The sequence below is a fragment of the Cystobacter fuscus genome (assembly GCF_002305875.1).
GTDB classification, from domain to species: Bacteria; Myxococcota; Myxococcia; order Myxococcales; family Myxococcaceae; genus Cystobacter; species Cystobacter fuscus_A.
The window spans coordinates 9,168,240-9,186,391 of sequence record NZ_CP022098.1 but is presented as its reverse complement, the minus strand read 5'-3'; the positions used below and the strand labels follow the sequence as shown (position 1 = coordinate 9,186,391).

Sequence of the window (18,152 nt, the reverse complement as noted above, 5' to 3'; positions counted from 1 at the left end):
GGGGAGTCAACGGGGCGCCGCGGCGCGCAGGTGCTCCAGGTAGAAGGCCACCACCACCAGCGAGTGGGTGATGCTCCCCTCGAGGATGAGCCGGGGAACGGCCTCGCGGGGGTGGAGCTCCACGCGGATGTCCTCGCCGGCATCCGGGTTGCCCTCGTGGGCCTTCACGCAGTCGAGCGCCAGGTAGCTGTGGCACCGGTTGCCCTGGAGCGCCGGGTTGGGATGGACCGACCCGAGTGCGACCACCCGGCCCGCCACGTAGCCGGTCTCCTCCTCCAGCTCGCGCGCGGCGGCCAGGGCCGGGTCCTCCCCGGGCTCCACGATGCCGCCGGGAACCTCCAGCGTCACCGCGGAGATGCCGAAGCGGTACTGGCGGATGAGCACGAGCTGGTCCTCGCGCGTCACCGCGACGACGTTCACCCAGTCGCCGCAGTCGATGCGCACCCGGGGGTGCTCCTGGCTGGTGCGGGGGTCCGCGACGATGTCCTGGCGGACGGTGAGGATGGTGTAGTCGTGCTCCAGGCCCCGGCGAAGGCGGGGCCACGGTGGAAGTGGGCGCATGGGGCTAGTTCAGCAGCTCGGCGCGCTCGCGCAACTCCCGGACCGTCATCTCCAGCCGCTCCCGGTCCGGCGCGTCCGGGGACAGCTCCAGACAGCGCTCCACGTCCTTGAGCGCCGCGCGGTAGGCCCCCAGGTTGGCCAGGAGCGCCGCGCGCGTGCGCAGCTCGCCCGGGTGGTTGGGGGCGAGCATCAACAGCAGATCCACCACGGCGAGCCCCCGCTCATAGTCCGAGCGCTCCAGGTACACGCGCCGCAGGTTGGACAGCATCCGGTAGGCGATGAGCTCCACGGGCGCTGGCGACAGCATGGAGGGGTTGAAGCGCAACTGGGGCGCCACGCGCTCGAGCAACTGCTTACAACCCTCCTCGGTGAGGATCTCCCCCTCGTGGAAGGGGTCCACCACGAGCTTGTGGTCCCCCGCGCTGCACGCCACCAGGAAGTGGCCGGGAAAGGACACCCCGTAGAGCGGGATGCCCGCGCGCCGCGCCACCTCCAGGTAGAGCACCGAGAGCGAGATGGGCAGGCCCACCTTGCGCTCGAGCACCAGGTCCAGGAAGCTGTTTTCCGGCGAGTGGTAGTCGTCCTCGTTGCCGCGAAAGCCCTCGATGTCCGCCAGCACGTGCCGCAGCGCGGTGAGGCCGGCGAGCACCTCGCCGTGGCCCGCGTGCCGCTCCATCTCCAGTTGCACGCGGGCGGCCAGCGCGTCCAGGGTGTGCAGGCACGCCGCGGCGTCCAGGTGGGGCTGATTGAGCGTGGCGATGGCCAGCGCGGCGAGGTCCAGTCGCGGCGGATCGGCGGCGAGGGCGGACACGAGGCGTTCGCGGGCCAGGGGCGAGCTCAAGGTCGAGGTCGAGGTGATGCTCACGGGCTAAGCACTAACCCACGAGCGGGCAGACGGCAAAGGCAGGCAGGCAGTCACTGACCCGGAGGTTCGGGGGGCAACAACCGGCCCTTGATTTCGGCGTAGAGCGCCATCTGCGCCGAGATGAGGCCCGAGAGCAGTCCATCCTCGAACTCGAACGTCGGGTGTTCCTTGAGTTTCGGGAAGTCATGGGGGTTGCGCAGCTCCTCGGGGGTGATGTTGGGGACGACCTCGCGGGCCAGGCGCAGCACCTTGGCGCGCTGCTGGGTCAACATCTGCTCGAAGAGCTTGCTGGCGATGTCCAGCATCTCCCGTCCGCTCTCTTCCGTCATGGTGCGTGTCTCCTTTGGGGCGATGGGGCGCCGTCGGCCACGGAACACAACGGAATCCCGGGGCCGACGCAAGGGCGTCGCCATGCCGGAGGATGGCTGGCCGGCTGCCCGGGGGACAACGGGCGGGGGACCCGGGCGAAGTGGCCCCGCGGAGGATCCATCCCCAGGTTGAGACCAAGCCCCGGCCAAGAAGACATCCGGGCGGAAAGACAGAGGACACGATGGCATTCGGACAGGGGGAGAACCCGGCGCGCTCCATCACGCCCCACCTGGATTCCGTGGACTACCCCGCCAGACGCGAGCATCTCGTGGAAGCGGCGGAGGACAACGGTGCGGGCGTGGACATCATCAACGTCTTCAAGGCGCTGCCCCGCGAGGAGTACCTGTCTCGGGAGGAAGTGATGCGCGACCTGGCGGAGGCGGCGCGGCGCTTCGCCAATGGGGGCCTGCGCGACGACGACGGCGTGGTGCGCGACCGGCGCAACATCGGGAGAGACCTGGTGGAGGGCGCCTCGGACGACACCTCCCGTCACCCGTAGTCGGCGGCTCCTTTCGGGACACCACCTGCCCGTGGGCGCGGGGGCTCTTGCCTCCCACGTTCACGGGCGTTTCGTTGGGGCGTCCCCCCGCCGGGCCGGCGAAGCGAAACAACAGGAAAAATCTTGAATTCCCGTCTATCTAGGAAGGTGCTCCCTCTCGCGCGTCGCGGGGGGCGAACGCTCGGGAGACAGGCGAATGACGGGAACGTGGCGAAGTCGGAAGCGAGGGGATGAGGTATCGACCTCCGGTTCCGGGAGGTTCAGCGGGCTGGCGCTGGTAGTGGCGTGCGCGGTGCTGTGTCCCGGTGCGGCCGGGGCCCAGGTGAGCAGGACGCTGGTGACGCCTTCTCCCTCGCCGACGGCGCAGAAGGTCTACGGGCTGCTCGTGGACCTGGAGAACGGGGCGCGCGCGGGCAACCGCCGCACGATCATCGGCCAGCACTGCGAGGCGCAGAAGGAGATCCACCAGGAAGGCAGCTACGCGGGGGCGTACTACGACAAGGTCACCCAGCTCTCTGGCGGCAAGCGGCCCGCGTTCGTCGAGTTCGACCTGGGGCCGGGCTGGTACCAGTCCTCGTTCAACGAGGACGCCACGGCCTGGCGGGCCACCTTCAACGGGGTGGGCTTCCTCAAGGACCGTTGGACCTATGGCGATGGCCTCGTGGGACTGGGCTTTCATCAGCCCTATCCGGGCAGTCCGGTGAAGAGCTTCGAGAACACCCTCGTCGAGACCGCCACCAATGCCTCCGGCCAGCGGGTGAACCTGGATGACGCGTGGTTCAAGCGGGTCGTGGACTGGCAGAACAACACGGCCGAATACCAGACGCTGCTGAGGGATCTGTCCTGGGCCGCCAATCGCTTGCAGCCGCTGAAGGACGCGGGCGTCCCGGTGCTCTTCCGGCCGTACCATGAGATGAACAAGCGCTCGGGCCGCTTCTGGTGGGCCAACCGCGATCCCGCGCTCTACAAGCAGTTGTGGAGCATCATCTTCAACTACATGACGAAGACGCGGGGGTTCAACAACCTCATCTGGGTCTGGTCCCCCTATGCCTGGGATGGGACGTACGGGGGCGATCCCTGGAACTACTACCCCACCGAGGGCGCGGACATCGTCGCGGTCGACATCTACAGCGGCAATCCCTACCTGCCGGGGCGGTATTACACGGATCTCGCCGGCTACAACAAGCCGCGCATGCTGGCGGAGAACGACAAGATGCCGGTGCGCTGGGACAAGAACGTCTCGGAGATCGACGCCCGCCCCTGGGTCATCTACTCCATCTGGGGGGACACGGTGATTCGGGATGTCAGCGGTTCCGGAACGGCGAATGCCTGGAACGTCGAGAACAACTACCAGGCGATCAAGAACACCTACGCCTATGAGAAGATCCTGACGGGCGGACAGCAGCCACCCAACGGCACGGCCAATTACAACTGGTGGTCCGTGCACTGAGACGGGGAGGGGAGCCCCCGGGTGCTCAGGATGTTGACTCGCCCTGTCGATCCGGCTTTTGCTTGGAGGGCTGGCGCTGACGCCAGACCTCCGGGGCTGCGCGGGGGTGGGGGGAGAGAATGCTGAGGGCACGTGCGTCCGTGGTCGGGGGTGGACTCATCCTGGTGGTAGCGTCGGGCTGCCCTCATGCCTATGGCATCGAGGGCACCATCGACCAGGCCGTGCTCAAGGACTTGATTGAAAACGCGAGTCACGAGCAGTGCCCCGAAGATGAGATTCAGGACCTATGCGGCAATAAGTCCGACGAATGTATGGCGGATTGCCAGAGGCGGATGAGAAGGAACGCCCGTCCATGAGCTGGCGCGCGGCTGCTGCTCTGGTGTTGGGTCTGCTGTTCCCTCTTCCCCTGCTCTGGTCTCTGGGTCTGTTGCCCGTCCATGGACTCCAGTCTACTTCCCTCCAGGAATCGCGGAAGGTTGTTCCCCGGCTTTCAGCTGAACAACTCAAGCAGTTACCCACAGCGGGTCGTGCCTGCCGGGGTGATGCGGACTGCGATGCTCCGCTCGTTTGCCTGCGGGGACTTCTGATGATTCAGCCGGTCTGTGCCGCGAGCAGGTGTATGACGGATCTGGACTGCCAGGAGGGGTTTGCCTGCCGTGCGGTGCAGGTGGGCGAGCGCGTGGTTCGTGTCTGTGGTGCAATGGGGACGCAGAAGGAAGGGGAATGGTGTCTGAAGGTTCCCTTCGACCAGGATTCCGCCTGCGCTCCTGGCCTCGTCTGCGCGGCGTTCTCGTGCGGCCGCCGCTGCCGGCCTCAAGATCCCCAAGGCTGTTCCCCGGGCTTCGCCTGCCTCGACGTGGACGCCGAGGGTCCGGTCTGCCTGCCCAGTTGTGACGGGATGTCATGTCCCGAGGGCCAACGGTGCGTTCAGTTGCGCAAGGGAGGCTCGCTCTGCGTGCAGGTGCATGGCCGGGACTGTCAGCACGACGAACTCTGTCCGGAGCCTCAGGTCTGTGATGTCTTCCTGGGGGCGCGTCCTCGCCATGACGAGGCCTGGATGGAGTGCGTTCTTCCCTGTGTCGAGGACGGTCCGTCCTGCCCGAGCGGCATGGTCTGCTACGCCAAACGTTGTCGTCAGCTCTGCTCCAAGCAGAACGAGGCCCGCGTCTGCGCTCCGCGTGAAAGCTGTCACGTCGAGCCGGGTACGACGTCGGGTGTTTGCCAGATGGACCGCTGAGCAAGGCCCCGCGGGAGGTGCCGATGCGCTCGCGGGCGGCGGGGCTTTCTGCCAGCTTGCGCGGAACATCATGCGGACCTTTTCCTCCTTCTTCCTGCTCCTCCTCGCGGCCCCGGTCACCGCGTGCCACCGCGACATCCCCTCGTTGAATCCTCCCCCCGCCGCGGCACCTCCCCTGCGGCCCCTGTTCCTGCCCCCCGACGACTCGCTCCTCACGGAGACGGTGCGCACGTCCCTGCGGCACGGAAGCGCTCCGGACGCGCGGGAAGCGGAGATGACCACCGTCTCGAGCTTCTCCGCCGAGCAGGATTCCTGGGTCCTCACCCAGCGCGTGACACGCTCGCGCTACCTCCAGGAGGGCCAGCCGGTGGAATCGTTGGTGGACACCGTGCTCCAGCGCGCCGTGCTGCGTCTGCGGCTCGCGGCGGATGGCACCTATGTGCGGCTCGTGGAGCCCGAGGCCGTGCTGGCCGCCATCCGCGAGGTGGCCCCCAAGGGGCTGGATGTCACGCCACTCGAGCGCTTCTTCGCTCCGGATGCGCTCGAGGCGCGCACGCGCGGGGAGTGGGAGGTGAAGTACGGCGGCATCTACGGACGGGCCTGGGTCCCGGGGCAGCGCGGCTACGTGGTGGGCACGCTGCCCGTGGGCGGACGCGAGGTGACGTACCTGCTGGAGCGCACCCTCACCGGCACGCGGCTCACCGAACAGGGCGAGGCCCTGGTGTTCTCGTTGCGCTGCCTCGCCCAGCCGGGAGAAGCGTCGCCCCAGGCCGTGCGCGACACGCTGCGCCTCGCGGGCGACCCCCCGCTGACACCCGGCGTGGAGTGCGACGGAGAACAGTTGCTCGGCAAGGGACGCTTCCTCCCGGTGCGGCGCGGGTTCACCCTCAGGGCGTCGTTGGACGGAGAGACCTGGACATGGGCGACGCAGTCGACGCTGGAGTCGGTGCGGGCGCTCGAGGAGGAGCAGCGGTGAGCTACGAACAGAATCTCATCGAGGACGAAGAGGGCATTCGCGCGCTGGTGCGGGGCGCCAGGCGCGTGGCGGTGCTGGGCATCAAGACGGAGCAGCACTCGGGGCAGCCCGCCTTCTATGTGCCCGAGTACCTCGCCCAGGCGGGCGTGGACGTGGTGCCCGTGCCCGTCTACTACCCGGAGGTGACGCACATCCTCGAGCGGCCGGTGTTCCGCAGGCTCGTGGACATTCCGGGCGACATCGATCTGGTGGACGTGTTCCGCCGACCACAGGACATCGACCAGCACGTGGACGACATCCTCGCCAAGAAGCCCAAGGCGGTGTGGTTCCAGTCGGGCATCCGCAACGACGCGGCGGCGCGGCGACTGGCCGAGGCGGGCATCCGGGTGGTCCAGGACCGTTGTCTCATGGTGGACCACCGGCGCTACGCGCGCTGAGCGCGGTTGCCTCACGCCTCGTCTCAGGCCTCTTCGAAGGGAACGGGTGGCCGGGCGAAGGCTCGCTCGGCGCTCAGCCTCGCCTGGTGGAGCGCATCGAAGCCGCGCTCCATCTGCGTGGGGGACACGGGCGGCAGGTTGGACACCATCACGTAGACGGGAAAGCCCCGCTCCTTGAGCAGGGCGAGCTGCAGCTGGAAGTGGTCGCGTCGCAGCGCCGCCGAGCCCGCCGCGATGCCCTGCGCGTACGCCATGGGCCCGCCCAGCATCTTGCGCGTGCGGCTCGGCAGGTAGTGCACGAGGATGGCGTCCAGTTCCTTGCCGAAGGCGCTCTCGCGCAGGGACAGCGCGGGTGCCTTGTCCACCAGGCCCCCGTCCCAGTACAGGTCTCGCCCCACCCGCACCGCGCGGAACAGGCCCGGGTAGGCGCACGTCGCGTGCACCCGGGGCACCAGCTCCCCCGAGGTGAACACCTCGTGCGTGCCCTGCGTGAGGTTGGCGCTCGTGAGCAGCAGCGGATGCGGCAGCTCCTCGAAGGTGCGCACCGGCAGCGTGCGCTCCAGCAGCTTGCGGAAGCGTTCTCCCTTGAGCAGGCCCGTGGCCCCATGGCCCTCGCGCGGCAGGGCGTTGAACACCGCGCCAATCGGATCCGGATCCCAGAACGACTCGCGCGTCTGCTGCAGCACCAGCTCCTCGATGGCGTCCTCGCTCAGCCCCGCCGCCGCGTACGCCGCCACCAGCCCCCCCGAGCTCGTTCCCGCGTACGCCGCCGGCCTCAGCCCCGTGGCCGCCAGCCCCTTGAGGAAGCCCGCGTGTCCGAAGAAGCCAAAGTAGCCGGCGGAAAGAACGAGCCCGAATCGTTTGCCATGGAGGGTTTGTTGAAGAGTGTGAGCGGCCATGGTCCTTGTCTCTAGACCACCGTTCCCCACATGGCAACGCGGTGCGGTGTCCGGGAGGGTGGCCCCTCGGGGCGATTTCTCATCGATGCATGTTGATATATCGATGATTGGACGTCCAGAGCCGGGTTCCGAGTTCTCCCGGGAGGGACTCGACGGCAACCCGCATCACTTCTTCGCGGGTGGGGCGGAGCCGCTGGCGCGAGCCTACTTGAATTTCAAACTGTCATTGGTTGCCGGGGCTCTCTGGGGCCGGAGGGCTCCGCCGCGCGGATGGCGGGGCGGAGCGAGAAATACAAGACACATGGATAATTCCTGAAGACACACGCCGTGGTGTCAGCCGCACGAGCGGGGACGGGGGTCCGCGCCGGGGAGCTGAAATCACGATTGCGTGACATGTGAGGATTTCCAGACTGTCGCAATCCGGTGGGGGGGGCGTGCTTCCGGGGCGGTTGCCGGCGCGAGCGCGGTGGCTCCGGCCCCGTGGTGCGTCCCTCGGTGCTCCCCGTCTGGTGGGGTTCTCCTCGATTGGACCGATTCCATCCAATTCATTGGGACCAATTCCGTCTTGTTTTTGGAATGAAATACAGGTTTTACATGGAATCCGTCGAGGACCCGACGTGGGAGTCCAGAGCCTGTTGCGGCGAGTGTGGATACGCGCGCACCTTGGTGGCGTGACTGGTGCGGGGTGATGCTTTTTTTGGAGAAATGATTGATAAGTGACACGCTCGTTCCGGGTTCCACCGGCGTGCTCCTCATCCAGGTTCGAGGAAATGTCTGCCAGGTCCCTTCTCCCTCAAGGAGTTGACGGCGCTATGAGAAGAATCCGGGATGTCGCGATGGAGTTGGTCCCCTCGCAGAGTATCCGCGTGGTCGAGGGGGGAATTCAGGAACTCCTGTTCAAGGAGCTTCAATCCCTGCTTTCCAAGACAGGCCATGGCGGAGGGTTGATGAGCCCCTCCATCTACGATTCGGCCCAGGTCTTGAGAATCCTTTCACCCGCGGAGAGCGCCTCTTCTCCCGTGGTGGACTGGTTGTTGTCACAACAGCGGGCGGATGGGGGCTGGGGGGAGCCGATCAAGCCGATGCATCGGGACATCCCCACGATGTCCGCCATCCTCGCGTTGCGCCGCTTTCCCCAGCACCCGCGCACGCACGAGGCCTGTGAGGCGGGGGTGCGCTTCCTGCGCGCCCAGGCGCCGCACTGGGCCACGCTGCATCCGGAGGAGCTGCCGGTGGCCGCGGAGATCCTCGTGCCCGCGTTGTTGAATCAGCTCGGGCTGGGCGAGGCGCAACTGCCGCGCACGCCCTACGCGCAGCTGATGGCGCTGGGGGAGCGCAAGCGGAAGATCATCGCGAAGCTGCCCGTGACGCCCGGCGTGCCGTGGCTGCACGTCTGGGAGACCTGGGGCCAGGAGCCCACGGCGAACCTGATCGATGGGGCGGGGAGCGTGGGGCACAGCCCGTCCGCGACGGCGGCATGGGTGAAGGCCGCCTCGGGCCGGCCGGAGCTGACGCCGTTCGTCGATCGCGCCCGGGAGTACCTGCGCGAGAGCGGGCTGTCGACCGCGTCGTCCACTCCCGGACTCGTGCCGGTGGGCGGGCCGCACAACTACTTCGAGCAGTCCTTCGTCCTCTATGCCCTGCTCATGGGCGGGGTGCTGCAGGAGCCGCGTCTGGCGCCCTACGTGAACTCCGTGCTGGGGGATCTGACCCGGGCGCTCGGGCCGAACGGCATCGGCATGAGCGACTACTTCCTCCAGGACGGTGACGACACGAGCGCGGTGGTGGCCGTCATGCACGCCATGGGTCTTCCGGTGGATCCGGCGGTGCTCTACCGCTTCAAGCGGGACGACCACTTCATCGCCTACCCGGGAGAGATGCAGTCCTCGCCGACGCTGACGGCCCGTTGCCTCCATGCCCTGATGTTGCTGGGCCAGGACAGCGACGAGCTGGCCCCCTTCCAGCGCTACCTGCTCGAGCGCCAGGAGCCCAGTGGCCGCTGGTCCTTCGACAAGTGGAGCCGCTCGTGGCTGTACACCACGTTCCACTCGGTGGTCGGCCTCGTCGGCTCGCCGCACACGGACGCGGTGCGCCGCGCGCTGGAGTCGGTGCTCTCCGCGCAGCTCCCGGACGGGGGCTGGAGCTCCGATGGCCGCTCGAACATGACGGAGACCTCCTACGCCGTGCTGATGCTCGGTTTCCTGGAGCGCCATGGCCTGCACCACCACGGCATCTCCCCGGCGTTGGATCGGGCCTCGCGGTGGATGCTGCAGAACTACACCCCCGGCGCCCCGGCCGAGGGCAAGGTGAAGTGCTGGATCTCCAAGGAGCTCTACCGCATGGAGCGCATCGACACGGCCTTCGAGCTGTGCGCCCTGCTGATGATGCAGCGGCGTCAGTACGAGTAGCCGGGCGCGAGCGATGGGTCCGGGCGGAGTCGTCCGCCCGGACCCGTTTCAACCGCGTGCCTGGGCGAAGCGCGGCTCTCAGGGCACCGGGACGAAGCGGTAGAGGGCGCTCTCGATGTCGGACGTCAGGTAGATGGTTCCCGAGCCGCCTACCGCCACCCCCGTGGGGAGGTAGCCCGGCGGCAGGCCCGCGCTCTCGGGCACACCGATGCGCAGGCCGCTCGCGATGACGCTCAGTCGGCCCGTGGCCGGCTCGATGCGCACCAACCGCTTGCGGCCCACCTCGGCGACGATCAGCCCGCCGTCCGGATGCCGGGCGATGCCCTCGGGGGCCTTGAGGCCCTTGGCCACCGTGCGCCTGGCGCCATCCGACAGGCGCACCCGGGTCACCTTCCCCGAGCGCACCTCGGTGACGTACACCCCCGGCTCCTCCGCCTCCGTGTCGGCCGCGAGACCCACCGGTCCCTCCAGGCCCTCGGCGAGCACCGTGGTCCCCGCGGGCTCGGCGGTGTCCACCCGGACGAGCCGGCCCGTGGTGGCCTCGGCGACGAGCAGCGTGCCATCGGCGAGCTCGAGCGCGGCCTGGACGCCATTCGCGTTGGGAATCGTCCGCAGGATGTCTCCCGTGGTCCGATCCAGCACCTGCACGCTGCTCCGGTCCCCCAGGTAGGCCGTGCTCAGCACCACATGCTTCGCGCTCAGGCTCACGTTCATGGGGAAGTTGAGCGGGGAGGAGAGGACGCGGGTCGTCTGGGTGATCTTCCCATCGCGCCCGCCCACCCGGCGCAGGGCATACACGTCCGCCACGTACAGCTGCTCCTCCGGATCATCCGGGGCGACGGCGAGGCCGGAGGGCACGGCCAGGCGCGACTCGACCAGGAGCCGGACGGAACCATCGGCGGGATTGACCACGCGGATGTCGTTGTCGACCATGTTGGACACGTACACGAGGTCATCCGGGCCCACGGCCAGGTTGTCGAGCCCGGTGGGCAGCTTCGCGACGACCTCCTTGGCGCCCGTGGGCAGCCGGACGCGCACCAGCTCGCCCCGCGCCGAGTCGACCACGTAGAGGTTCTCGCGGCGCGCGTCGAAATTGACGGCGACCGGCATCGCGAAGCCCTCCGCCACGGCCTCGATGCTGCCCGTGTCCACGTCCACCCGGGCAATCTGCCCCTTGAGCAGGATCGGGCCGTAGAGCTTGTCGTCCGGGCCGAACTCGAAGCCGTTGAGGAAGCCGGGCCTGGCGATGGCCAGCCGAGGCGGCTTCTTCCCGCTCGGGTCCACCTCCCACAGCGCATCATCGCCCCGGCCGAGCTGGGTGACGTAGAACCGGCCATCGCGGCGGAAGGCCAGCGAGTTGAGGCCCGGCAGATTCCTGGCGATGACGCGCGTCTTTCCATCCGGGGTGCGCCGCATCAACTCGCCGGTGAAGAAGCCCGTCCAGTAGACCGAGCCGTCGGGACCCAGGGTCACGTCATCCGCGCCGCCCAGCGGCGGCCCCACCAGGGTGCTCACCGCGCCCGTGCCCAGGTCGACGGAGTGGACCGTCCGGCCGAGCAGGTTGCTGGCCAGCAGGTGCCCCTTGCCATCCACGACGAGCCCGTGGACGCCCTGGAAGTGGGAGCCGGCCACCACCACTTCCTGGCGGTAGGTCTTGGGAGGGGCGGCCAGGACCTGACCACCCGCCATCAACAGACAGGCGGCCAGGGACTTGGAGAGGAATCGGGACATGGAGGCTCTCATGGCGTGGAAGACACCTCGCCGCGCGTGAGCTCCAGGCCCGCGAGTTGCTCGCCCTGGCGCCACGTGCGCAGCACGTCGATGAACGCCAGCGTGTCACCCCCGAAGGAGGCGTAGCGCATCGCGTTCGGGCCCATCTTGACCCCCTCGTTGTTGTAGTAGCCGGGCGTGCACTCGGGGCCCCCGAAGACGGGGCTCGTCGTCATGAGACGGCCGAGGATCAACTCCCACCACTGCTGCTGGGCCTGCTCCGAGGGCTCGATCACCTCGATGCCCCGCTTGACGCACCGCTCGATGATGTAGGCGGCGTGTTGCGACTGCTCGTCGAGGATGTGCACGAAGTTGATCGCATGACCGCTCTGGATGACGCTGAACATCATCAGGTTCGGATAGCCGCGGCTGTGCATGCCATGCAGCGTCGCCGGACCGTCGGCCCAGCTGTCTCGCAGGGACCTGCCGCCGCGCCCGCGGATGTCGAAGCCCAGCGTCCCGGTGTAATCCAGCGAGACCTCGAAGCCCGAGGCGTAGATGAGGCAGTCGACCTCGTACTCCTTGCCCTTCACCACCACGCCGGTGGGGGTGATCCGCTCCACGCCCTTGCCCTCGGTGTCGACGAGCTGGACGTTGGGCCGATTGAACGTGTCCAGGTATTCGTCGTGGAAGCAGGGCCGCTTGCACAGCTGGTTGTAGTAGGGCTTGAGCGCCTCGGCCGTCGCCGGCTCCTTGACGATGGCGTCCACCCGCGCGCGGATCTCCTCCATCTTGCGGAAGTCCGCCAGCTGGCGGAACTCGGCGGCCTCCTGGGGCGTCTGGGCCTGCTGGGTGGCGGTGTCCTGGAAGATGTACGTCCAGCCATCCCGCACCAGGTCGACGTCCTGCTTACGACCGGAGACGATCGCGGTGAAGTTGCGGATGCGCTCCTGCTGCCAGCCGGGCTCGAGCGTCTTCACCCATTCCGGGTCCGTCGGCTGGTTGCCTCGCACGCCGACGCCCGAGGGCGTGCGCTGGAAGACGTACAACTGTTTGGCCGACGCACCGAGCTGGGGGATGGCCTGGACCGAGGTCGCGCCCGTGCCGATGATGCCCACGCGCTTGTCCGCCAGCCGGGTCATGCTGCTCGTGGGGCTGCCGCCGGTATAGGCATAGTCCCAGCGGCTGGTGTGGAAGCAGTGGCCCTTGAAGGACTCGATGCCCGGGATGCCGGGCAGCTTCGCCTTGTGGAGGATGCCGCCAGCGATGATCACGAACCGCGCCGCGAGCTTGTCGCCCCGATCCGTCGTGATGTTCCAGCGCCGGGTGTCCTCGTCCCAGTCCATCGTCTGGACCAGGGTCTGGAACAGCGCCGCCTTGTAGAGATCGAAGTGCCGGCCAATGCGCTGGCAGTGGGCGAAGATCTCCGGCGCCTTGGCGTACTTCTCCTTGGGCATGTAGCCGGTCTCTTCGAGCAGCGGCAGGTAGATATAGGACTCCACGTCGCAGGCGGCGCCCGGATAGCGGTTCCAGTACCAGGTGCCGCCGAAGTCGCCTCCCTTCTCCACGATGCGGAAGGAGTCGACCCCCGCCTGGCGCAGCCGCGCTCCCGCCAGCATGCCGCCGAAGCCACCCCCGACAATCAAGACGTCGATCTTCTCGGTCAGCGCCGGACGGGTGAAGCCGGGCTCGACGTAGGGATCCTTGTCGAAGTCCGCGAAGACGCCTTTGAGGGGGATGTACTGGGTGTTGCCGTCGGGGCGCAGCCGCTTCTCGCGCTCGAGCCGGTATTTCTCCCTCAGTGCCTCCGGAGAGAAAGAGACCTCACCCTTCTTCGTCGCAGTCATCCGCACACGTCCTTTCGGCTCGGCAGCCGCTCTCGATGTAATCAGCCGTTTACATCGCTGGACATAACGCAATCCCTATCGTAAGTAAACAGCCGTGTACACATCCCGACCGAGCGACCCCAAGACGTCGACGCGGCAGCGAGACGCCGATCGCACGCGTGCCGCCCTGCTCTCCGCCGCGCAGACGCTGTTCTCCACGCGGGGCTTCGCCAACACTGGAGTGCGGGATGTGGCGGAGCTGGCCGGGGTGAACTCCTCGCTCGTCAATCGCTACTTCGGCTCGAAGCAGGGGCTGTACCGGGAGACGTTGGAGCAGGTGCTCGACATCACCCCGATGCTTCAGGGAGACAGGCGCCGCTTCGGCGAGAACGTGGTGTCCATCTTCCTCGGCGTGCAGGATTCCCCGGGCCCACTGATGATGCTGATCCTCTCGGCGGCCGATCCCGAGGCGCACGCGACGAGTGTCGAGCTGCTCCACAAGAAGGCGATCGAGCCCCTGGCTCGCTGGCTGGGTCCCCCGGATGCCGAGGGGCGCGCGGCGCGGCTCAACATCCTCTGGAACGGCTTTCTCATGAGCTGGCGGCTGTTGCCCCTCCCACAGCTCGCCGAGGTGCGCCACTCCTCCACCCGTCGCTGGTTGGAGGCCGCGATCCAGGCGATCGTCGACGAAGGCGAGCGCTGATCCACCGCTGTCATCCCCGGCACACGATTTCCTGGCCCAGGAGAGCCCGGTTCATTAGGGTTCTCCGAAAATGGTACATCCGTACCACTTCGAGGGATGTCATGGCCTGGTTCGTTCTGATGGTCTCGGGGGTGCTGGAGAGTGGGTGGGCGCTCGCGCTCAAGAAGTCCGAGGGCTTCACCCAGCCGGTGCCCAGCGTGGTGTTCCTGGTGTTGGCGGCGATGAGCTTCGGGGGTCTGGCCTGGGCGATGAAGTCCCTGCCGGCGGGGCCCTCCTACGCCGTGTGGACGGGCATCGGTGCGGCGCTGACCGCCGTGCTCGGCATCCTCCTGTTCGGCGAGTCGGTGTCCGGGGTGAAGCTTGCCTCCATCGGGTTCATCGTCATCGGTGTCATCGGACTCGCCCTGTCCGGGGGCGGCCACTGATGTCACCCCCGGGCCCACGGGGGACGAGCCAGGAGCGGGGGCGGCAGCGGAGGGCGCGGCTCATCGAGGGCGTCACGCACGTGCTGCGGACGGGGGGCCTCCAGGCCGTGAGTGCCCGCTCCGTCGCGGACGCGGCCGAGGTGCCCCTCGCCGCCGTCACCTATTACTTCTCCTCCCTGGAGGAGCTGATCGCCGAGACCCTCGCGGAGATGCTGCGCCAGTGGGTGGAGCAGGTCCGTCGCACCACGCGGCTCGCTCGGGCGCACCCGGAGAAGGCGGACCTGGCCCGGTGGGTGACCCAGGCGATGCTCCCGTCCGGAGGTCCTGGCGCCATCCAGGCCCACTACGAGCTGTTGGTGGCGTGCGGGCGCCGGGCGGCCTTCTCGGCGGTGCTCGCCCGGGGACGCGCGGACCTCGACGAGGCGCTGGCGGAGCTCATCGCGGCCGCCCTGCCCGGCGGTACACGCCTCCCCAGTCCCCAACTGGTGCTCGCCGTCCTGGATGGCGCGGTGGTGAGCGCGCTCAGTGAAGGCTCGCCCGTCGACACCACGGTCCAGGCCCGCCTGGACGAGCTGCTGCGGGCATAGCGCGCGGGAGGCCGCATCCAGCTCCGAGGATGCGGCGGCGCCAGTCGCCGGGTGCGAGGTCAGGGGCCCGGACGTGGGTCGTGTCCGGCGTCGGTCAGCCGCGAGGCCACGGCCCAGACGCTCTGGACGAAACCCTGGAGCAGGGGGCGCAGGGGCTCGTCTCCGAGCGAGGCCACCACCGCGTCGAGTTCCCGGCGGATCCGGGCGGAGTTGTCCGTCCAGACCTGCCTCAACCGGGTGTCGAGCTCCTCCCGGGGCAGGCGCGTGGCGTCGATGTCGGTGAGGCGTTGGCGGTGCTCGGCCGCGTAACCCATCACCCCCGAGTTGAGGGGTTCGGAGGGATCGAACCGGACGTCCTGGGCGAAGCGCAGCAGGCGCGCCACGCCCCCGAGGAAGTCCGAGTCCTCGCGCAGCACCCCGAGCAGCTTCTCCAGATCCCTCGGGGTGAGCGCGCGGGCGAAGGGCAGGCCGCCCGCCAGGGCGACGGAGGACGCACCCGTCTCGGCGTAGCGCTCCAGGTACTCGTGCACGCCCTGCTCGAAGTCGGTGCCCTGCGCGCTCAACGCGTCCTGCTCGTCCCCGAGCGCGGCCAGCCGCCCGGGTCTGTCCTCCGGGGCGGCGCGCATCACCTGGATGAGGAGGGCGAGCCGCGCCTGCTGGCTGTTCTGCCGCCAGAGGCGGTCCGACCACAACTCCAACCAGTCCTGGACGAGCGCCGCGGGAACACCCCGGGCGCCTAGGGTGTCCTGGCCCAGGACCGTGATGGCGCCCAGCAGGGCCCGGCACACGTCGAGCAGGGCGCACGAGGGAGAGTGGAGCGCGGCCTGGAGCGGTCCGAGCGCGGCGCGGGCGGGCTCGGGGCGGGTCATCTCCTGCAACTGCTCCGTCACCGCGTCCAGGGTCTGCCGGGTCAGTGCCGCACCCTGTGCGAGCTCCTCGTAGAGCCAGTCGATGGCGGAGTAGTCCGTGCCCACGGCCCGGTAGTAGTCGGGCTCCACCTGGAAGGTCCTGCCGAGGAAGAGCTCGGAGAAGCGGTCCCCTGCCTGGTAGTACGCCTCGTTTCGTGAACGGGTGCGCACGTGGTGCCGGGCGCGTTCCAGGAGCTTCAACGCGGCGGAGGTGGTCTCTGGGAACTCGGCCATGTGGTCTCGGGTTTACCAGCCGGTGGGGAGCCGGAGCAATCGCGAGGGAACGTGGTAGGCAGGAGGCATGTTGACGCGCACGCTCGATATCGACGGCCCCGTGCACTTCATGGACTTCGGCGGCTCCGGGCCGACCCTGGTGCTCGTGCATGGATTGGGAGGCTCGCACCACAACTGGATGGGCGTGGGTCCGCGACTGGCACGGCACGCGCGGGTGGTGGCCGTGGATCTGGCGGGCTTTGGTTTGACGCCCCTGGCGGGCCGCTCGGCGGCGCTCCCGGCCAATCAGGTGTTGTTGGACCGCTTCATCCAGAAGGTGTCTCCGTCCGCGCCCGTCATCCTGGTGGGCAACTCCATGGGTGGCGCCATCTCCGTGCTGCAGACGGCCCGCAATCCCGGGCGCGTCTCCGGCCTCGTGCTGGTGGCTCCCGCGCAACCCCGGGCGGAGGACTCGCGGATGGAGCGCAACGTCCTCTCCCTGTTCCTCCTCTACTCGATTCCTGGCGTGGGCGAGTTCTTCGTGCGGCGGCGCTCGGCGCGCATGACTCCGGAGGCGCTGGCCCGCGAGCAGCTCGCGCTGTGCTGCCGTGACATCGGCCGCTTCCCCGAGGAGCTGGTTCGCGCGCATCTGGAGTTCGCCCGCGAGCGCCACGCGCGCATGCCCTGGTCCCATGAGGCCTTCCTCCAGGCGGCGCGCTCGCTCGTGAGCCTGTTGCTGCGCAAGTCGCGCTTCCGCGAGCTGGAGCGGAGCATCCGCGTGCCCACCCTGCTCGTGCAGGGCTCGGATGATCAGATGGTGCCGGTGGCCAACTCGCGCGAGCTGGCCAGGGTCCGTCCGGATTGGACCTACGTGGAGTACCCCGACATCGGACACACCCCGATGATGGAGCGTCCCGAGCTGTTCCTCGAGACGATGGAGCGTTGGTTCGAGGGGCCGGGCCGCGTGGCCCTGGACGCGGCGACATGAGCACGTCGGCCGCCCGCCGTGCCCTCGCGCTGCTGCCCCCCCACGCCACCACGGGCATCGGAAGCCTGCCGTACACCCAGCTCGAGCCGGGTCTGCGGACCGCGTTCGCGTTGGACATCCCCTTCCTGCCCCAGCTTCCGGTGGGCAGACCCGCGGAGTTCATGATTCCCCAGGCACTCGAGGGGCTGCCGGGCCTGGGGTTCGACGAGGCGGGGCGGTGCGCCGTGGAACTCGCGGCATGGTCCGCGGGACGCGAGGCCTTCGAGGCGCGGCTGGAGGCGGCGTTGTCCTCGGGAGAGCTGGCGTCCTTCGAGCCCTCGCCGGAGGCGAGTCTCGCCTGGCGTCCCTTCCTGGAGGAGGTGGAGCGCCGCGCACTTGCCTTCGCCAAGGCGCAGCTCGCCGGTCCCTTCACGGTGAATCTGGCGACGCGCACGAGCGAGGGCAGGGCGGCGCTGGAGGAGCCAGGGCTGGACACGGCGATCTTCCGGCTGACGCGGGCGCGCGCGCGGGCGATGGTGAAGGCCCTGCGGCGCGCGGGGACGACGCCCCTCTTCTTCCTGGACGAGCCGGGATGGGCGGCCTTCTCGCGTGCCGATCCCTGGCACCAGCGGGCCTCGCATGAGCTGCGGCTGCTGGTGGAGACGCTTCAGCGCGAGGGCGCGCTGGTGGGGGTGCACTGCTGCGGCAACACGGACTGGGCGAGCCTGCTGGACGCGGGGCTGGACGTGTTGTCGTTGGACGTCCGGTTGTCGCTGGACGCGGTGCTGGAGGAGACGGGCCCCCTGGCGCGCTTCCTGGACTCGGGGGCGACGCTGAGCCTGGGCATCATCCCCACGGACCTCGCGTCCACCTACGACGTGGGGGAGCTGGTGGACGCGGTCGAGGTGTCACTCGAGGCGGCGCTGCCTCCGGGTCATTCGCTCGAACAGATGGGCGGCCAGATGTTGCTGACGCCCGCGTGCGGCCTGGCCCTGCGCACCGGGGTGGAGGCCGAACGTGTCCTCGAACAGCTCGCGGAGGCGCGGCGTCGGCTCCTGGACGCGAGGGCGGCCCGGCCGTCACCGATCCGCCCCTCGCTCGTGAGCTGAGCT

At 68.7% G+C, this 18,152-nt stretch carries 17 protein-coding genes; 10 read left to right on the top strand and 7 right to left on the bottom strand.

What is annotated here, in order from left to right; all coding sequences use genetic code 11:
- Nucleotides 1–6 precede the first annotated feature (6 nt).
- From CYFUS_RS37195 to CYFUS_RS37185, 3 genes are all read right to left on the bottom strand, one after another.
- Nucleotides 7–561 carry an NUDIX hydrolase gene (locus CYFUS_RS37195; RefSeq protein WP_095989513.1) on the bottom strand — a complete coding sequence of 185 codons (555 nt, stop codon included), beginning with the start codon at nucleotides 559–561 and terminating at the stop codon, nucleotides 7–9.
- A gap of 4 nt (nucleotides 562–565) precedes the next feature.
- Nucleotides 566–1,390: a SirB1 family protein gene (locus CYFUS_RS37190; RefSeq protein WP_095992462.1), complete on the bottom strand. Its 825-nt coding sequence runs from the start codon at nucleotides 1,388–1,390 to the stop codon at nucleotides 566–568.
- An 86-nt stretch (nucleotides 1,391–1,476) separates the two neighbouring features.
- Entirely contained in the window at nucleotides 1,477–1,755 is a 279-nt protein-coding gene (locus CYFUS_RS37185; RefSeq protein ID WP_095989512.1) for a hypothetical protein, read from the bottom strand.
- A 221-nt stretch (nucleotides 1,756–1,976) separates the two neighbouring features.
- Here CYFUS_RS37185 and CYFUS_RS37180 point away from each other — a divergent pair, with 221 nt between their 5' ends.
- From CYFUS_RS37180 to CYFUS_RS37160, 4 genes are all read left to right on the top strand, one after another.
- A complete protein-coding gene (locus tag CYFUS_RS37180) occupies nucleotides 1,977–2,294 on the top strand; it encodes a DUF2795 domain-containing protein (RefSeq protein WP_095989511.1) in 318 nt (105 codons plus the stop codon).
- A 337-nt stretch (nucleotides 2,295–2,631) separates the two neighbouring features.
- Nucleotides 2,632–3,744: a glycosyl hydrolase gene (locus tag CYFUS_RS37175; RefSeq protein ID WP_232537016.1), complete on the top strand. Its 1,113-nt coding sequence runs from the start codon at nucleotides 2,632–2,634 to the stop codon at nucleotides 3,742–3,744.
- A gap of 1,307 nt (nucleotides 3,745–5,051) precedes the next feature.
- Nucleotides 5,052–5,957 (top strand): hypothetical protein, encoded by a 906-nt coding sequence (locus CYFUS_RS37165; protein WP_095989508.1) that lies wholly within the window; start codon nucleotides 5,052–5,054, stop codon nucleotides 5,955–5,957.
- Nucleotides 5,954–6,394 carry a CoA-binding protein gene (locus CYFUS_RS37160; protein ID WP_095989507.1) on the top strand — a complete coding sequence of 147 codons (441 nt, stop codon included), beginning with the start codon at nucleotides 5,954–5,956 and terminating at the stop codon, nucleotides 6,392–6,394. The genes CYFUS_RS37165 and CYFUS_RS37160 overlap by 4 nt, the downstream gene beginning before the upstream one ends.
- Nucleotides 6,395–6,417: 23 nt before the next feature.
- On the opposite strand, the gene CYFUS_RS37155 is transcribed toward CYFUS_RS37160, so the two are convergent.
- Entirely contained in the window at nucleotides 6,418–7,293 is an 876-nt protein-coding gene (locus tag CYFUS_RS37155) for a patatin-like phospholipase family protein (RefSeq protein WP_095989506.1), read from the bottom strand.
- Nucleotides 7,294–8,105: 812 nt separating this feature from the next.
- Here CYFUS_RS37155 and CYFUS_RS37150 point away from each other — a divergent pair.
- Nucleotides 8,106–9,701, top strand: coding sequence for a prenyltransferase/squalene oxidase repeat-containing protein (locus CYFUS_RS37150; RefSeq protein WP_198316272.1), 1,596 nt, complete (start codon nucleotides 8,106–8,108; stop codon nucleotides 9,699–9,701).
- A 78-nt stretch (nucleotides 9,702–9,779) separates the two neighbouring features.
- Here CYFUS_RS37150 and CYFUS_RS37145 read toward each other — a convergent pair whose 3' ends face one another.
- Nucleotides 9,780–11,432 (bottom strand): SMP-30/gluconolactonase/LRE family protein, encoded by a 1,653-nt coding sequence (locus tag CYFUS_RS37145; RefSeq protein WP_095989504.1) that lies wholly within the window; start codon nucleotides 11,430–11,432, stop codon nucleotides 9,780–9,782.
- A gap of 8 nt (nucleotides 11,433–11,440) precedes the next feature.
- Nucleotides 11,441–13,258 carry a flavin-containing monooxygenase gene (locus CYFUS_RS37140; RefSeq protein ID WP_198316270.1) on the bottom strand — a complete coding sequence of 606 codons (1,818 nt, stop codon included), beginning with the start codon at nucleotides 13,256–13,258 and terminating at the stop codon, nucleotides 11,441–11,443.
- A 94-nt stretch (nucleotides 13,259–13,352) separates the two neighbouring features.
- On the opposite strand from CYFUS_RS37140, the gene CYFUS_RS37135 reads away from it, so the two are divergent.
- From CYFUS_RS37135 to CYFUS_RS37125, 3 genes are all read left to right on the top strand, one after another.
- On the top strand, nucleotides 13,353–13,940 hold the full coding sequence (locus CYFUS_RS37135) for a TetR/AcrR family transcriptional regulator (protein WP_095989503.1): 588 nt from the start codon (nucleotides 13,353–13,355) through the stop codon (nucleotides 13,938–13,940).
- 101 nt (nucleotides 13,941–14,041) lie between these two features.
- Nucleotides 14,042–14,365: a DMT family transporter gene (locus CYFUS_RS37130; RefSeq protein ID WP_002624922.1), complete on the top strand. Its 324-nt coding sequence runs from the start codon at nucleotides 14,042–14,044 to the stop codon at nucleotides 14,363–14,365.
- On the top strand, nucleotides 14,365–14,952 hold the full coding sequence (locus tag CYFUS_RS37125) for a TetR/AcrR family transcriptional regulator (protein WP_095989502.1): 588 nt from the start codon (nucleotides 14,365–14,367) through the stop codon (nucleotides 14,950–14,952). The genes CYFUS_RS37130 and CYFUS_RS37125 overlap by 1 nt, the downstream gene beginning before the upstream one ends.
- 59 nt (nucleotides 14,953–15,011) lie before the next feature.
- Here CYFUS_RS37125 and CYFUS_RS37120 read toward each other — a convergent pair whose 3' ends face one another.
- Nucleotides 15,012–16,094 (bottom strand): hypothetical protein, encoded by a 1,083-nt coding sequence (locus CYFUS_RS37120; protein WP_095989501.1) that lies wholly within the window; start codon nucleotides 16,092–16,094, stop codon nucleotides 15,012–15,014.
- 67 nt (nucleotides 16,095–16,161) lie between these two features.
- On the opposite strand from CYFUS_RS37120, the gene CYFUS_RS37115 reads away from it, so the two are divergent.
- Nucleotides 16,162–17,061 carry an alpha/beta fold hydrolase gene (locus CYFUS_RS37115; protein WP_095989500.1) on the top strand — a complete coding sequence of 300 codons (900 nt, stop codon included), beginning with the start codon at nucleotides 16,162–16,164 and terminating at the stop codon, nucleotides 17,059–17,061.
- The gene (locus CYFUS_RS37110) at nucleotides 17,058–18,149 is read left to right on the top strand and encodes a hypothetical protein (protein ID WP_095989499.1); all 1,092 of its coding nucleotides are present in this window, start codon (nucleotides 17,058–17,060) and stop codon (nucleotides 18,147–18,149) included. Before CYFUS_RS37115 ends, CYFUS_RS37110 begins: the two co-directional genes overlap by 4 nt.
- Nucleotides 18,150–18,152 lie beyond the last annotated feature (3 nt).

What these genes read in the sequence shown, in the direction of transcription:
- CYFUS_RS37195 (WP_095989513.1), bottom strand. Translation starts at nt 561, where the DNA reads ATGCGCCCACTTCCACCGTGGCCCCGCCTTCGCCGGGGCCTGGAGCAC.
- CYFUS_RS37185 (WP_095989512.1), bottom strand. Translation starts at nt 1,755, where the DNA reads ATGACGGAAGAGAGCGGACGGGAGATGCTGGACATCGCCAGCAAGCTC.
- CYFUS_RS37180 (WP_095989511.1), top strand. Translation starts at nt 1,977, where the DNA reads ATGGCATTCGGACAGGGGGAGAACCCGGCGCGCTCCATCACGCCCCAC.
- CYFUS_RS37165 (WP_095989508.1), top strand. Translation starts at nt 5,052, where the DNA reads ATGCGGACCTTTTCCTCCTTCTTCCTGCTCCTCCTCGCGGCCCCGGTC.
- CYFUS_RS37155 (WP_095989506.1), bottom strand. Translation starts at nt 7,293, where the DNA reads ATGGCCGCTCACACTCTTCAACAAACCCTCCATGGCAAACGATTCGGG.
- CYFUS_RS37150 (WP_198316272.1), top strand. Translation starts at nt 8,106, where the DNA reads ATGAGAAGAATCCGGGATGTCGCGATGGAGTTGGTCCCCTCGCAGAGT.
- CYFUS_RS37145 (WP_095989504.1), bottom strand. Translation starts at nt 11,432, where the DNA reads ATGTCCCGATTCCTCTCCAAGTCCCTGGCCGCCTGTCTGTTGATGGCG.
- CYFUS_RS37140 (WP_198316270.1), bottom strand. Translation starts at nt 13,258, where the DNA reads ATGACTGCGACGAAGAAGGGTGAGGTCTCTTTCTCTCCGGAGGCACTG.
- CYFUS_RS37130 (WP_002624922.1), top strand. Translation starts at nt 14,042, where the DNA reads ATGGCCTGGTTCGTTCTGATGGTCTCGGGGGTGCTGGAGAGTGGGTGG.
- CYFUS_RS37125 (WP_095989502.1), top strand. Translation starts at nt 14,365, where the DNA reads ATGTCACCCCCGGGCCCACGGGGGACGAGCCAGGAGCGGGGGCGGCAG.
- CYFUS_RS37120 (WP_095989501.1), bottom strand. Translation starts at nt 16,094, where the DNA reads ATGGCCGAGTTCCCAGAGACCACCTCCGCCGCGTTGAAGCTCCTGGAA.
- CYFUS_RS37115 (WP_095989500.1), top strand. Translation starts at nt 16,162, where the DNA reads ATGTTGACGCGCACGCTCGATATCGACGGCCCCGTGCACTTCATGGAC.
- CYFUS_RS37110 (WP_095989499.1), top strand. Translation starts at nt 17,058, where the DNA reads ATGAGCACGTCGGCCGCCCGCCGTGCCCTCGCGCTGCTGCCCCCCCAC.